The 13,240-nt window shown below is 39.2% G+C and carries 16 protein-coding genes and 1 tRNA gene; 7 read left to right on the forward strand and 10 right to left on the reverse strand.

The annotated features are described in order from the left end of the window. The first annotated feature begins 134 nt into the window (after positions 1-134). Both tsf and FTU19_RS04830 read left to right on the forward strand, forming a co-directional pair. Positions 135-1,010: a translation elongation factor Ts gene (tsf, locus tag FTU19_RS04825; RefSeq protein WP_004784491.1), complete on the forward strand. Its 876-nt coding sequence runs from the start codon at positions 135-137 to the stop codon at positions 1,008-1,010. Positions 1,011-1,085: 75 nt separating this feature from the next. After that, positions 1,086-1,592, forward strand: coding sequence for a DUF3465 domain-containing protein (locus FTU19_RS04830; protein WP_180130255.1), 507 nt, complete (start codon positions 1,086-1,088; stop codon positions 1,590-1,592). 45 nt (positions 1,593-1,637) lie between these two features. Here the strand turns inward: FTU19_RS04830 and FTU19_RS04835 are convergent, their stop codons facing one another. The 7 genes from FTU19_RS04835 to FTU19_RS04865 all read right to left on the reverse strand — a co-directional run bounded on the left by FTU19_RS04835 (position 1,638) and on the right by FTU19_RS04865 (position 7,711). Next, the gene (locus FTU19_RS04835) at positions 1,638-2,093 is read right to left on the reverse strand and encodes a DUF962 domain-containing protein (RefSeq protein WP_180130257.1); all 456 of its coding nucleotides are present in this window, start codon (positions 2,091-2,093) and stop codon (positions 1,638-1,640) included. A 229-nt stretch (positions 2,094-2,322) separates the two neighbouring features. Then, positions 2,323-2,937: a septal ring lytic transglycosylase RlpA family protein gene (locus FTU19_RS04840; protein WP_004784482.1), complete on the reverse strand. Its 615-nt coding sequence runs from the start codon at positions 2,935-2,937 to the stop codon at positions 2,323-2,325. Positions 2,938-3,226: 289 nt separating this feature from the next. Further along, positions 3,227-4,228, reverse strand: coding sequence for a lytic murein transglycosylase B (mltB, locus tag FTU19_RS04845; protein ID WP_159124080.1), 1,002 nt, complete (start codon positions 4,226-4,228; stop codon positions 3,227-3,229). 289 nt (positions 4,229-4,517) lie between these two features. Then, the gene (locus tag FTU19_RS04850; protein WP_180002837.1) at positions 4,518-5,171 is read right to left on the reverse strand and encodes a hypothetical protein; all 654 of its coding nucleotides are present in this window, start codon (positions 5,169-5,171) and stop codon (positions 4,518-4,520) included. Between the two features lie 19 nt (positions 5,172-5,190). Next, positions 5,191-6,006 carry an NADPH-dependent 7-cyano-7-deazaguanine reductase QueF gene (gene queF / locus FTU19_RS04855; RefSeq protein WP_180130259.1) on the reverse strand — a complete coding sequence of 272 codons (816 nt, stop codon included), beginning with the start codon at positions 6,004-6,006 and terminating at the stop codon, positions 5,191-5,193. Next, complete coding sequence (locus FTU19_RS04860; RefSeq protein ID WP_180130261.1) at positions 6,006-6,779, reverse strand: ABC transporter permease; 774 nt, start codon at positions 6,777-6,779, stop codon at positions 6,006-6,008. Before FTU19_RS04860 ends, queF begins: the two co-directional genes overlap by 1 nt. Continuing rightward, on the reverse strand, positions 6,776-7,711 hold the full coding sequence (locus FTU19_RS04865) for an ABC transporter ATP-binding protein (RefSeq protein WP_180002841.1): 936 nt from the start codon (positions 7,709-7,711) through the stop codon (positions 6,776-6,778). Before FTU19_RS04865 ends, FTU19_RS04860 begins: the two co-directional genes overlap by 4 nt. 189 nt (positions 7,712-7,900) lie before the next feature. On the opposite strand from FTU19_RS04865, the gene FTU19_RS04870 reads away from it, so the two are divergent. Next, positions 7,901-7,976 (forward strand) — tRNA-Arg (locus FTU19_RS04870). Between the two features lie 60 nt (positions 7,977-8,036). On the opposite strand, the gene FTU19_RS04875 is transcribed toward FTU19_RS04870, so the two are convergent. Then, complete coding sequence (locus FTU19_RS04875; protein ID WP_180130263.1) at positions 8,037-8,210, reverse strand: hypothetical protein; 174 nt, start codon at positions 8,208-8,210, stop codon at positions 8,037-8,039. Between the two features lie 197 nt (positions 8,211-8,407). Between FTU19_RS04875 and FTU19_RS04880 the strand changes: the two genes are divergently transcribed. Both FTU19_RS04880 and FTU19_RS04885 read left to right on the forward strand, forming a co-directional pair. Continuing rightward, positions 8,408-9,061, forward strand: coding sequence for an outer membrane beta-barrel protein (locus FTU19_RS04880; protein ID WP_166138274.1), 654 nt, complete (start codon positions 8,408-8,410; stop codon positions 9,059-9,061). Between the two features lie 621 nt (positions 9,062-9,682). Then, positions 9,683-9,907: a hypothetical protein gene (locus FTU19_RS04885; RefSeq protein WP_180130265.1), complete on the forward strand. Its 225-nt coding sequence runs from the start codon at positions 9,683-9,685 to the stop codon at positions 9,905-9,907. A gap of 263 nt (positions 9,908-10,170) precedes the next feature. Here the strand turns inward: FTU19_RS04885 and FTU19_RS04890 are convergent, their stop codons facing one another. Then, on the reverse strand, positions 10,171-10,467 hold the full coding sequence (locus FTU19_RS04890; RefSeq protein WP_373684928.1) for a hypothetical protein: 297 nt from the start codon (positions 10,465-10,467) through the stop codon (positions 10,171-10,173). On the opposite strand from FTU19_RS04890, the gene FTU19_RS16465 reads away from it, so the two are divergent. Continuing rightward, a complete protein-coding gene (locus FTU19_RS16465; RefSeq protein ID WP_354667255.1) occupies positions 10,411-10,539 on the forward strand; it encodes a hypothetical protein in 129 nt (42 codons plus the stop codon). The two genes, FTU19_RS04890 and FTU19_RS16465, sit on opposite strands and share 57 nt — an antisense overlap. Before the next feature lie 278 nt (positions 10,540-10,817). Here FTU19_RS16465 and FTU19_RS04895 read toward each other — a convergent pair whose 3' ends face one another. Then, entirely contained in the window at positions 10,818-11,516 is a 699-nt protein-coding gene (locus FTU19_RS04895) for a putative quorum-sensing-regulated virulence factor (protein ID WP_179993419.1), read from the reverse strand. Between the two features lie 351 nt (positions 11,517-11,867). Here FTU19_RS04895 and FTU19_RS04900 point away from each other — a divergent pair, with 351 nt between their 5' ends. Next, on the forward strand, positions 11,868-13,097 hold the full coding sequence (locus FTU19_RS04900; RefSeq protein ID WP_179993420.1) for an alpha/beta fold hydrolase: 1,230 nt from the start codon (positions 11,868-11,870) through the stop codon (positions 13,095-13,097). Positions 13,098-13,240: the final 143 nt, after the last annotated feature.

Here is a 13,240-nt window from a genome sequence, read left to right on the forward strand (position 1 = left end):
GACGCTAGCTTGTCATTTTTGCGACACGTGATGGTGGCAAAGTAAGCGTTATGTATGCAGGCGGCCCATGAGAATCCTCTGGGCCGTTTCTGTTCTAAAAAGAATTCATTTTCTACCGAATTTAGGAGATAAACATGACTGCAGTTACAGCAAGCATGGTTAAAGAACTGCGTGATCGTACTGGTCTAGCAATGATGGAATGTAAAAAAGCTTTGACAGAAGCTGGTGGTGACATCGAATTAGCGATCGACAACCTTCGTAAATCTGGTCAAGCAAAAGCAGCTAAAAAAGCTGGTAACATTGCTGCTGACGGCGCGATCACAATTGCTCAAGAAGGTAACAAAGCAATCCTTCTAGAAGTAAACTGCCAAACTGACTTCGTTGCTAAAGACGAAAACTTTGCTGGTTTCTCTGCGAAAGTTGCTGCTGCTGCACTTGCTGCAAACGAAACTGACGCTGCTAAAATCGCTGAACTTAAACTTGAAGATGGCGCTACTGTAGAAGAAGCTCGTATTGCGCTAGTTCAAAAAATCGGTGAAAACATTCAAGTACGTCGTGCGAAAATTGTTGAAGGTGAAAACCTTGCTGTTTACAAACACGGTCTTCGTATCGGTGTTGTTGTATCTTACTCAGGTGATGCTGAAACTGGTAAAGGCTTGGCAATGCACATTGCTGCATTCAACCCGGTTGCTGTAAATGCTGAACAAGTTCCTGCTGACCTTATCGCGAAAGAAAAAGAAATCGCTGAAGCAAAAGCACTTGAATCTGGCAAACCAGCAAACATCGTTGAGAAAATGGTTGTAGGTTCTGTTGAGAAATACCTGAACGAAGTTGTTCTTGAGCGTCAACAATACGTAATCGACAACGACAAGAAAGTTGCTGAAGTTCTTAAAGCGACTGGTACTACTGTTGCTAACTTCGTTCGTTTCGAAGTGGGTGAAGGTATCGAGAAGAAAGCTGAGCTTTCTTTCGCTGAAGAAGTTGCTGCTGCTCAGGCTGCTGCAAAATAATTCGGTAACGAATTAGAAAAAAGCCCCGAATGGGGCTTTTTTTATGACTAAATAAAGAATGATCAAGGGGGAATTATGGCAAATAAAACCCATATGGGGATCGGGGCTGTCATTGCACTTTTGGTGGCTGCTTATTTAGGTCTGGATTTATCAGAATCTAAACAACAGACCAATACTTTTGTACCTTCAGCAGAAGTTGCGATTCAACAGCAGACTCATGTTCAAAAAAGTACGCATAAGCTTTCTGATGATACCCAGCGTATAGAGCAAGCTTACCAGCAAAGACAAAGTGATCTTCAGGTTCAGGCAAGCGGTAAGGTGATAGCATTATTAAAAGATGATAATGAAGGTTCCCGTCATCAGAAATTTATTCTGGAGTTATCCACTGGTCAAACTGTATTGGTTGCGCACAATATTGATCTGGCACCACGCATCCAGAATATTCAAAAAGGTGATCAGGTTGAGTTTTTTGGTGAGTATGAATATAGCGAAAAAGGCGGGGTGATTCATTGGACCCATCATGATCCATCCAATAAGCACATCAGTGGTTGGTTAAAACACCAAGGAAAAACCTATCAATAAGGGAATTTTCCTTGGTTTTATAAATGTAATGATATTACATACGCTTTAAGCGCACTGTATTGCCTCAGATTGACGAGATTTCCATTTAGGTAGGACTTTGCCTAAATAGGCATCCATGCACCATAACGGGCCAATGAGAAGGAATTGAAGGTCTTTGAAGAAAGAAGGCTTTTTACCTTCGACTTTGTGTCCATAAAATTGCCCAATCCAGGCAAAAACAAACAAGGCTATAAAGAAGCCCACACCTATAGGTAAAACCCAGATGAACCAGGCCATCATCAGTGTTAGAGCTGCCATTGCCACAGCCAGTACGATATCTAAACGTGCATAAAACACAAAAGCCAGAACCAGGAGCAGGGCAGTTAGTAAAGCGCTAAAGTGCCCCATGATGCCAATAATGGAAAAATAGATGGTAGGCACGCAGACCCAATGGATCAGTTTGTTGGTTTTATTTTGATGACTTTCACTATATTCATCTAACCATTCGGATATTGTTTTCATTCTATCGCTCCCATCCATGAACGTACTGTTATTTTCAAAATATAAAACAGTTTGAGGGGATGGTCAAAGTGAAATCGATAGTGGGTGAGTAAAGGAGAGGAGGCCTATATCTGAATGGAATAATATCGACAGTATTAAGGATAAAAGTAGTTCGAATTCTTGCTCTACATCACCAAATAAAAAAGCCACATGACTGTGGCTTTTGAGTTAAATGTAGAGCGGTCAAATCTTATGAGTTTGGACCATCTACACGCTCAATATTAACATGTGCAGTACCAGCATTGGTAATACCAAGCTGTTTAGCAGCGCCGTAAGATAAATCTAGAACACGGTTGCCATGGAATGGACCACGGTCATTCACCTTCACGACAACACTCTTACCATTGTTTTTGTTAGTCACGCGGATAAAGCAGTTTAATGGCAGGCTACGGTGTGCAGCAGTCATTGCATTCATATCGAATGTTTCACCACTGGCAGTTTTACGGCCATGGAACTGACGGCCATACCAAGATGCTGTACCTGTCTGACTGAATTTACGAACTGTGTTTGAAGCAACATTGTTCAGTTTCTCAATCACTGAAGGCTCTTCTGCAGGAATTGCAATTTTTGCTGCAATGGTTTGACGACGAACTTTATCGCCAGAACGCTCAGTGATTGAAAGGCTGTTCAAATTTGTGAAATTTGAATTGAAGCTTTGAGCTTCTTTATTTAATACACGCGCTGCAAGACGCGAATTGTCATGATCATTATTGAATGATGACGACTGAACCATATCTGCTTGCGATTGCGTTAGGGTAACGGTCGCGGCAATGGCCATAAAATACTTCAGAAAAGAAGAATGCATTGAATCAACTCCTAACAGCATGTTTCATTAGATTGGGCCTAAGTAGCTGATAACCCTATAAACATGCCTGATATTTAACTTATGCAACTACATTTAACGAATTGGATAATATTCATGCTGGCAACTGGCTGTCTAGTATTTAATTAAAATAGTTAAAAAAAGTACGCAAAATAAACAATGAGTGATTAAAAAATAATCAATATTGTAACAAGGTGTAAAAAATGCCTAAAATTTAGGCATTTTGTTTAATAAAAATCTTGACTTTAATAGTATGTAGTAATTTTTACTGTTATCGGCTCGTAATTTCTGTACCTAAAAGCCACAATGCAGTGGCATACATACGACTACGATTGTACGTGGTAATCACTTGAAAATTCGGATAAGTAATATAGTAAATCGGTCCGTAATTTTCTTGTAATTGAATGACATTGACCATATCAAGATCATCAATACGAACAATCGGATTCATCGGACTGATTCCTTGGGTTTTGATTACTCCATAAGGTGTTGGCTGAGTCAGATCTTTGGCGATGACAGAATCAGGATTCGAACCGCTATAACGGGCAGGGAAGGCAATTGGCTGATCACGTTGCCAGCCATTTTGAGCCAGATAGTTTGCAATTGAACCAATCGCATCTACCGCAGAATTGCGCAGATCGATATGGCCATTGCCATCATAGTCGACCCCATACTTTGGAATATTACTTGGCATAAACTGCGGATAGCCCACAGCACCTGCATAAGAACCCACGATCGAGGATGCTGACACACCATCTTTATATGACCATGCGATCAATGCCGCCAGTTCATCCTGGAAGTATTGCGCACGACGTTCATAACCAAAGCCAAGAGTTGCCAGTGCATCACGGGTCACAAATGAACCCTTGTTGCTGCCAAAACCGGTCTCTACCCCCAAAATACCCAAAATGATCGATTGTGGTACACCAAACTGCTGCTCAGCGCGATTTAGTGTTGCAGCATATTGCTGCTTGAAACGTACACCACGTTGAATCGTACCTTCAGACAGAAAATTGGTCTTATAGGCATACCAAGGCTTACTTTCACCTGGACGATTCATGATATTGATAATATTTGGAAGATTTTTTGCTCCCGTCATTGCACTGTCTACTTGCTGGGCACTTAGACCATAGGTCTGCATAGTGTTTTGCTTGAAACTGGCATAAGAGGGATGATATTGAAAATCGTTGGCCAGGCTTAAACTACTGAGTCCGAATGCACTGACAAGGATCGAAAGCTGCTTCAATTTTTTATAAAAATTCGATTTCAACATCTTGGTATGATTTCCAATTTTTTGATAGGTTTGTGGCTATGTCATTTGAATCGTGCCATGAAAAAGATCAATTCACTTTTCTCAATTTTCTGGCATTAGAGGCAATATTAAAGATAACATTCTGATGAATAGGAGTCATATAAACTCCCTTAAAAACAGGAAAGGGTTGGTTGTTTTTTCAGCATTTTGTATTTTAGTTCACAATAATTGTAACAAGCTATTTCTTAAGCCACAAAAAAGCCTGACCGAAGTCAGGCTTAATCTGCATTATTTGAATAAATATGCGGCTTTATTCAGTAAAGAATAGGGTGTCGTGATATTCTGCCATTGCCTGAAGTTCATCCTTATTTAAATTCAGGATGATTTTATCTGCTGCAATATTAATCGCTTTGATTACCGCTGAAGCACCAATATCAGCAGCCTTGCGTTTAATCATGCCTAAATCTAAGGTTTTATTAAAGTCGACCATGAAATGACGTACAGTCGCTTCACCAAACTGTTTGTACAGATTGCTGAGACTCTGCTTATCGACACTTTGGCCAGCTTTTAATTCTGCATAATGGTGTTTTAGATTGGTGACCAGATTGGCATCCAGTGATTCACCAATACGGAAATTTCCTTCCGGATCTTTAAACAGGCTGCGTTCAGAAAAAGCAATCGACTCCTTGACGACTTCATTTGGTGCTTTACTCAGTAACTGTTTCAGTAACACTGCCACAGTAGACTTGATATAGCCTGCCAGTTTTTCTGCCGTATCGCGTTTTTCGCTTGCAGGAAAACGGCGTACCAGTTCCGTGAGAATTGCATCAATAATTTCATCATTAATCATTAATGCAGTTTTATCCCGCAGTGGATAAAGCGGTTCACTCGAGTTTTTATTTTTCTGTGCAGTCTGAATTGTATTTAATAGTTCTGCAGAAGGAATAAAACCAAAAAAAGGCATTCTTAAACCTCAATGTTTTTTATTGTCGCGCTAAACGAATAGGGCGAGGCATCCATGTGGAATCCGATACACGACAAGGGTTGATATCCAATCCACCACGGCGTGTATAGGTCGCATATACCATCAGCTTTTCCGGTTTCAGATTTTGCCAGATATCGGCAAACATCTGTTCCACACATTGTTCGTGAAAACCGTTGTGCTGACGATACGAAATAATATAAGCCAAAATACTCTTATAACAAGGTTTTTTGCCCTGATAGCGTATAAATACTGTACCCCAGTCCGGTTGTCCAGTGACTGGGCAGTTACTTCTTAATAAATGTGAATAGAGTTGTACTTCGATATTTTCATCGCTGTACTGATCTAAAGACAATAAAGAAGCATCTGGATGATTTTCCAGGCGTTCCGGAGTCAGGTCATCAATACAGATACCTTCAGGCTTGGAAATTTCAAGTTCATCAACATGGAAAAGATCCAGTGTGATTTCAGCACCGGCAGCTTTTGAGAGGTCTTTTTCTACAGTTGCAATAAAGGCCTCTTTCGAATCAAACTTGGCAAAGTTCAGACTATTGAAATATAGCTTTAAAGACTTTGATTCAATGAGGTTTGGGGAAGATGCTGGCAGGGTAATCCGACCACTAGCTACTTGAGGTACGCCAGCAGAATTTAACCATGAAATTTCAAAAACATGCCACCAGTCTTTGCCTTGCTGAATAGCTTCAACATGGGCATATTTTTCACGGGCAGGCGCACGAGAAATCGGGAACAAAATATCGGGCTGATACTCTGTTGGGTAGTTGGTGTCTTTACCAAGGAGAGAATGTTCTACACTCATTATTCACGCATTCCTGAACCACGAGACAATAAATAGTAAGCAATACCGTAAAGCACGGCACACCAGAAAGTAATCACGACCAATGAAATGGAAACATTGACATCGCTATGACCTAAAATGCCGAAACGGAACGCATTGACCATATACACGATCGGGTTAACTAAAGAGAGATTTTGCCAGAACGGACTTAAGGCTGAAATCGCATAAAACACACCGCCTAAATAAGTCAGTGGTGTGAGTACAAAAGTTGGGATGATCGAGATATTATCAAAAGATTTGGCATAGACAGCATTAATAAAGCCGCCTAGAGAGAATAATAGCGAGGTAATGAGTACTGTATATATAGTCACAAACCAGTTAGTAATATAAAGGTCTGCAAAAAACAGGCTCATGGCACTGACAATAATGGCAACAAACAGACCACGAATTACACCACCCAATACATAGCCCCATAAAATGGCATGTAAAGGTACAGGGCTCATAATTAGCTCTTCAATGCTTTTCTGAAATTTTGAGCTAAAGAAGCTGGAAGAAACGTTGGCATAACTATTAGTAATCACCGCCATCATAATCAGACCAGGGACAATAAACTCCATATAACTATAGCCGCCCATTTCCCCAATACGTGAACCGACCAGATTACCGAAGATCACGAAATATAGACTCATGGTAATTGCTGGTGGCAGCAGAGTTTGTGGCCAGATCCGCATAAAACGGCGAACTTCTTTATGAACGATGGTATATAAGGCGACGCCGAGCTGATTTATATTCATTGTACAGCTCCATCCAGATTTTTCTCGACCATTTTCACAAATAGTTCTTCTAAGCGGTTTGACTTGTTACGCATACTGCGTACCTGAATGTTTTGTGATTCCAGTAACTGGAACAGATCATTCATACTGTGTGCTTTATCCAGTGTCACTTCTAGGGTCATTGGATCAACTAAATTAAATTTCACACCAATAATTTCAATATTTAATGGCTCAATAGGCGCAGCCAGATCGAAGATAAAGGATTCTTCATTGAGCTGATTCAGGAAATTTTTCATGGTGGTATCTTCTTTGATCACACCACGGTCGATGATGGCAATACGACGACATAACATCTCTGCTTCTTCCAGATAATGAGTCGTTAAAATAATAGAAGTACCATTACCGTTCATTTCATTAAGAAAATCCCACATGGAACGACGCAATTCGATATCTACACCGGCGGTCGGTTCATCCAGAATCAATAATTTTGGTTCATGCATCATCGCACGGGCAATCATCAAGCGGCGTTTCATCCCCCCTGAAAGCATACGAGCTTGAGTAGAGCGTTTTTCCCAAAGACCCAGTTTATTTAAATATTCTTCAGCACGCGCTTGGGCAATTTTTTTAGGAATACCGTAATAACCGGCTTGAGTGACCAGAATATCAAAGGTTTTTTCAAACTGGGCAAAGTTAAATTCTTGGGGCACCACACCTAGACATTGTTTGGCTTCAGAAGGGTGGGTATCCAGATTGTGGCCAAAAATCTCAACGGTTCCAGAGGTTTTTCTTGTTAATGAACTGATAATACCAATAGTAGTGGACTTGCCCGCACCATTAGGTCCTAACAGGGCATAGAATTCACCTTCAGGTACAGTTAAGTTGATTCCTTTAAGTGCCTGAAAACCATTTCCATAGGTCTTCGACAAATCCCTTAATGTCAGCGCATCAGTCATAGAGATCTCAAATGGTGAAAAGTTGAGATATTGTGAGTGATCTTGCAGAATAAACCAAGTCATTCACATGGAATTCTCTGTTGCTGTTTTGGCACACTGTATAAAGGATAGGCATAAAAATAACGAAGTTATAGATAGTTGCTTTACCTTATGCGTTTTTTTGTTATGATGTGCGCATTCCAAAAAGCTGCGGCCATAGCTCAACTGGATAGAGTACAGGTCTCCGAAGCCTGTGGCGTGGGTTCGAGTCCCGCTGGCCGCACCATCATTTTATAAGTTCACTTTCCTCATTAGAATAAAAAAAATTCCAGATTTATAAAATAAATTATGGATTCTCTTCCTCTTCATCCTGATGTTTTTGACGTATTAGATCTCTTTTCACCTGAGGGTCTTGATCCACGCCTAACTGACCGCGTTGAATCTCTCGATCCTGTTTCTCTTGCGGATCTAATTCCTCTTCTGGGAATTCTTCATTCAACTCTTCATCTGGTTTAACCATCGGGAATTACCTCTTGTTGAGAATATATATGAATAAGTCGCCTTGGTCCTTTAATTCTATAAAAGTGGGTGAATTACATTGTTGTATTTATAGTTTGTTTAATCTCATAAATTGTTGTTCCTATAAATAGATGTACTGAGTAGTTTTTCTATCAAAAAATTAGTATCTTATGCTCACAATAAAAATGAGACATAGATATGAAAAAATTATTATTCATTGGGTTGATGATTGGGGCTTCTTCAGTTGCTGGAGCAAATACACCATTAGCTATTCAATATGGTAATCCTGTTCCAATAGATAAAGCAGTAATTACAACTACACCTTATCATGCTCAAGAAAACCTAATAAGTCAGTACTCTTTGGCTTTTGGCTATGCCGGTTCAAAAATAGGGTCGGACAGTTTTTTGGGTACCGAATCATTCGATGGGCTGTTTATTAAGGGTGAATATCAATCCCATCCGACGGCCAGCTTATGGGCCGAATACAAATTTCAAAGTTCAGATATTGATTACAATCAAGTTGCAGTGGGGATAAAAAATAAATTTCTGGAAAATGATCAGCTTTATTCAGCAGTTTCTATAGGTCTGGGAATGAGCTGGGTAGATGAAAGTGAAACGGATGCAGATCTTGGTCGAATCGATCTTGAATTGGATTATTTTACAATTCCCGTTGCATTGGAAGTCGGTTATAAAGTTGCTCCTGAAGCAGATTTATTTGGATCTTTTGGTTATCAATGGATGTTTAACCGTGACGCCAAGATTTGTATGAATGGCGCATGTGTCTCTGGTAAGAGTGATGATCTGGACTTAAATGGGGTTACTTATCAATTTGGTTTTCGCTATTACTTTTAGTGGCTAATCAATCGCCTTAATAGCGAACTCTTTTACTTAAGACTTGAAATTGTATTTAGATGAAATTATTCATTTTTCACATAAATAAAGAATATTTTTTATTGAAATTTAAATAGATAGGATGTAGAGATAGAAAAGAATAGAATTGTTTGTAGTGCTCTATTGAGCCAGCCAAAATATTTTAATCTGCTTTTGAAAAAGCACAATTTAAATATTGTATAAGTCTTCTTTTAGAAGTGTAAAAGCGTATTGTAGGTAAAAAAAATCCTGCTATATTGAACTCATGGTAGGTTATAAAACGAAACGACGCTACCAATAAGTTGGACGGATCAATGACAGTTAGTTGAGTTCGAACTTCGGTTCAGGCAATAGATCTAGCACTAGCCATCCAACACAGAGCCCGCAGCGATGCGGGCTTTTTAATGCAAAATTTTAAGCGTGAGTTATTAATAATTTTGACTCTTTTATTTGTATGGCACATTCTTCATTAGCGACAATATATAGTCAATAAAAGGTGCTCGCTAAAAAATCTTACATATTCGTTTGAAAGCCTTTCAAATAACTATGTTATAAGAATTCAGACAAGCAAATTTAATAATGCCAATAAAGGGAGGTATGACGATGACAAAAGATTTAATTGAAGTGCAAGTCAAAAACCAGTATGGCAAAATTCTGAATGTAAAAGCATTATTACGTGCTGGCGCTCAGCATAGTGATCCGTCCCAGCGTTTGGAACAGCAAGTCGACTATATTGTCGTGGATGATGAAATTATCCGGCCAACGATTGAACTGTTATTTGCTAGTGAGCAGACCGACTGTATCTATCGTGTTTTAGAACCTAAATAAGGATCCGGGATTCATTATGCTGCTTTGCGACCCTTAAAAAAAGATATAGCTCATCCAATGATGAGCTTGATTTTGATATCTGAGTTCAGCTTCTTTATAAATATTTGATGCAGAATAAAAACTGATAAATTTAATTCAAAGAGATTGGATAAATTCCTATCATTTCTCAGTTTCTTAATTTTTTATGTTATATAGCATCAAGCTATCTACATAGATGATCTAAATGAACTTCTTCAAAAATACGCTCTGAGAAAAGCATTATTTCAGAAATTTTTTAATGTGACATTTACATCATAACGGTCAAACTCATCCAGAATTTGATACAAGGTTTGCTGTCCCAGTTCATCTGCCGGCCTGATATGAACTTCCTGATTGGTTCCGCTGTCAAAACATTCAATTGTTTGAATTAGCCAATGATGTTCGATTGAACTCTTTTGAATTAATACCCGTCGTGGCTGTAATGCGTCACTGATCTGGCGGGGCAGTACATAAGTAATCGCAAGTTGTATAGTGTCCAATTCTTCAGCTGGACTCAAAAAAGTGATTACCCAATTGCCCACTTTACTGAGCTGCATGGGATTATCAAAGGCATCGAATTCGAGATAATATTGCATGGGAAGAAAGAGGATTAATTTATATTATTTCCTATATGCACCTGTTTAGAGGGGGTGTTCTATCACGCTAAAGTATAAGAACAGCTAGATGCAAGAAGTGATTAAATATTAAATTATTAAAAATCAATAAATTAATATTGATTTGTATCTGTTTTTATTCTGAATATCGATTAGTTAAGAGCTTTAAAGACTAAGATAGTCATCTATAAAATACTTTATTTCACTTGCTGAATAAAACAAAACATGATTAGTTAAAAATCCCTCTCAATATTTAGAGAGGGAAGAAAAGATTTCATTTATAGCGTAAGGATCGCGGTATTTTCCAATGCTTTGCGTAGATAAGGATCTAAGTCGTCCTGGCGAAGTAACCACTGAACATAGTCAGCAGGAAGATCGGCAATCGCAGTGCCACGGTGCTTACCAAAATTGATGGTCCGTGGAATACGCGCATCTTCAGATGCCTCATAGAGTTCTTCAATACTGCTGATTTTCAGGTGATGCACAATATGCATCAGGATATTTGCTGTCAAAATGATATCCATATCGGCGCGATGGGCTTTACGGATCATTTCCCGGGCGCGCTCGCTGCCTTTGGTAATCATATAGATTAATGCAGAGATATTATGTGCTTCAGCCTCTGGCCAAACACGGCGGGCGAGGGCAAGGGTACAAATTGCTTTAATATTCGATGAATCGACGCCACATTTTTCTAAGGCACGAATATCATAATCAATATTATGGCCAATGATATAAGTGGTTTCTTGCGGGAGTTCAAAGCTGCTGTAATGCGGTTGTCCTTCCAAATCGGACTGCAGAATATGATGTACGGCCATTGCGGCAAAGGAAATCGGTTCGTCGCATGAATAAAGCTGATCAAACAAGCGACTTTTATCCAGACTGATTTTATGGTCTATGATCTCTACAGGCGCATAGGCAATTTCAATGGGTTGACCATTCAAGGTATGGGTTTCAGTATCGAGAATGATAGCCTGCATGACGAGAATATGCCTGAAAAAAAGTGGATATCAAAATCTAACATTATTGTTTCGATCCTGACAATTGAAATGCCGGATTTCAACTTTAATTGCAGACTTTTTGACTGATATAGAATATTTGTAATCTACACTTATAAATAAAAGTTTTCAAAGTTTCTGTAAATATTTCCAAAACTTAAATTTATCGTGTTGGAATGGTCATAAATTAAATCGCTATTTATTAGAAAAATAACAAAATAATCTCTTGTATTTAATGAAATAACTTGGGAAATTATTGTCTAGTTTTATCAACTGATAAAGATAAAACTATAAAAATTATGAGAGATAATAATTAAGACAAGGATAAGATCGATGAAACGTCATGTATTGACTGGTTCTCTACTCGCGCTAAGCGTAGCTTTAACTGCCTGTAATGATAGCGATGATGATCGTTATTATGAATCCAAACCCGCTATTCCCGTAAATAATATTGACAATCCAGTCGTAACCACACCTGTAGCCTATACCAAAACAGATCTGACTGCTGTTGCCGATGAGAGCGTGGTCATGACCTATAAGATGTTAGGTATTAATAATAAGGAAACCCAAGCGACGGCACTGCTTTTCACTCCAAAAGGAACGCCTCCTGCAAAAGGTTGGCCGATAGTGGCATGGGCACATGGTACGACGGGTGTGGCCGATCAGTGTGCACCAAGTCGCAATGAAATAAATTCTTATATCAAAAATATGATTGCCGGATTCCTTCAAGCGGGATATGTGGTCGTTGCGCCTGATTATGAAGGTTTGGGTGAGCCGGGTGGAAAAGAACTTCATCCTTTCCTTAATCTTAAGAGTGAAGCCTATTCCATTACCGATGCTGTCGTCGCAGCAAAAGACTATTTAGGTTCGGAAGCCTCTAATCAATGGATGGCTGTCGGTCATTCTCAAGGTGGTCAAGCGGCTTTAGGCGCTGCCCAATATGCAGCACGTGCTTCTCAAATGACTTATAAAGGTACGGTAGCTTTAGCACCTGCTTCTAATTTCAGTCTGATTTTGGCAGGTGGTGAGGCTCAAGCTGGACAAGAACCAGATCTGAATAAAAAGATTCAAACTCTAGCCTCTTTAGATACTTTTACCGCGCTGATTGTCGCGGGATTGCGTAATCCGAATCCAAATCTGCAATATATTCAGGTCTTTAAAACACCAACAGACGAGATTGCCAAGAATGCCGAAACAGATTGTTATGATGTATTAGGCAACAAATTCGGTACGGCAATGGGAGCTTATGCCCAAACCAATGGGAATCTGGAAGAATATCCGCGTACTCAAGCTAATTTTATGAGTATTCCAGTAGTGAAGAATTTCCTGGATAAAGACTCTCAGCCTTTACAGGTTAAAGTGTCTACACCTGTGATTATTTATCAGGGAGAGGCGGATTCTACTGTTCCAAAGGCTGCAACAGATGTTTTAGTGAGCTTAGCGAATCAGAAACAAACCTCGGTACGATATATTACGGACGGTTCATGGGATCATGGTAGCGTCTATGCACTGAATATCGCTAATATTATTTCAGATGTAAAATCTCTAATGCCAATTCAATAACTTATTTTTATCTCTATAGCTCATGTTTTTTTAAGCATGAGCTATTTTTATTGCAAACTGAATAAAGTTCATGATCGAAATTGGCAAAGTTCATGTTACAATACGCGCCAATCTTAGCACGGCTTAAAAGCCCTAATTTAATA

The organism is Acinetobacter sp. YH12072 (assembly GCF_013419565.1).
Taxonomy (GTDB): Bacteria; Pseudomonadota; Gammaproteobacteria; order Pseudomonadales; family Moraxellaceae; genus Acinetobacter.

What these genes read in the sequence shown, in the direction of transcription:
- tsf (WP_004784491.1), top strand. Translation starts at nt 135, where the DNA reads ATGACTGCAGTTACAGCAAGCATGGTTAAAGAACTGCGTGATCGTACT.
- FTU19_RS04830 (WP_180130255.1), top strand. Translation starts at nt 1,086, where the DNA reads ATGGCAAATAAAACCCATATGGGGATCGGGGCTGTCATTGCACTTTTG.
- FTU19_RS04835 (WP_180130257.1), bottom strand. Translation starts at nt 2,093, where the DNA reads ATGAAAACAATATCCGAATGGTTAGATGAATATAGTGAAAGTCATCAA.
- FTU19_RS04840 (WP_004784482.1), bottom strand. Translation starts at nt 2,937, where the DNA reads ATGCATTCTTCTTTTCTGAAGTATTTTATGGCCATTGCCGCGACCGTT.
- mltB (WP_159124080.1), bottom strand. Translation starts at nt 4,228, where the DNA reads ATGTTGAAATCGAATTTTTATAAAAAATTGAAGCAGCTTTCGATCCTT.
- FTU19_RS04850 (WP_180002837.1), bottom strand. Translation starts at nt 5,171, where the DNA reads ATGCCTTTTTTTGGTTTTATTCCTTCTGCAGAACTATTAAATACAATT.
- queF (WP_180130259.1), bottom strand. Translation starts at nt 6,006, where the DNA reads ATGAGTGTAGAACATTCTCTCCTTGGTAAAGACACCAACTACCCAACA.
- FTU19_RS04860 (WP_180130261.1), bottom strand. Translation starts at nt 6,779, where the DNA reads ATGAATATAAATCAGCTCGGCGTCGCCTTATATACCATCGTTCATAAA.
- FTU19_RS04865 (WP_180002841.1), bottom strand. Translation starts at nt 7,711, where the DNA reads ATGACTGATGCGCTGACATTAAGGGATTTGTCGAAGACCTATGGAAAT.
- FTU19_RS04875 (WP_180130263.1), bottom strand. Translation starts at nt 8,210, where the DNA reads ATGGTTAAACCAGATGAAGAGTTGAATGAAGAATTCCCAGAAGAGGAA.
- FTU19_RS04880 (WP_166138274.1), top strand. Translation starts at nt 8,408, where the DNA reads ATGAAAAAATTATTATTCATTGGGTTGATGATTGGGGCTTCTTCAGTT.
- FTU19_RS04885 (WP_180130265.1), top strand. Translation starts at nt 9,683, where the DNA reads ATGACAAAAGATTTAATTGAAGTGCAAGTCAAAAACCAGTATGGCAAA.
- FTU19_RS04895 (WP_179993419.1), bottom strand. Translation starts at nt 11,516, where the DNA reads ATGCAGGCTATCATTCTCGATACTGAAACCCATACCTTGAATGGTCAA.
- FTU19_RS04900 (WP_179993420.1), top strand. Translation starts at nt 11,868, where the DNA reads ATGAAACGTCATGTATTGACTGGTTCTCTACTCGCGCTAAGCGTAGCT.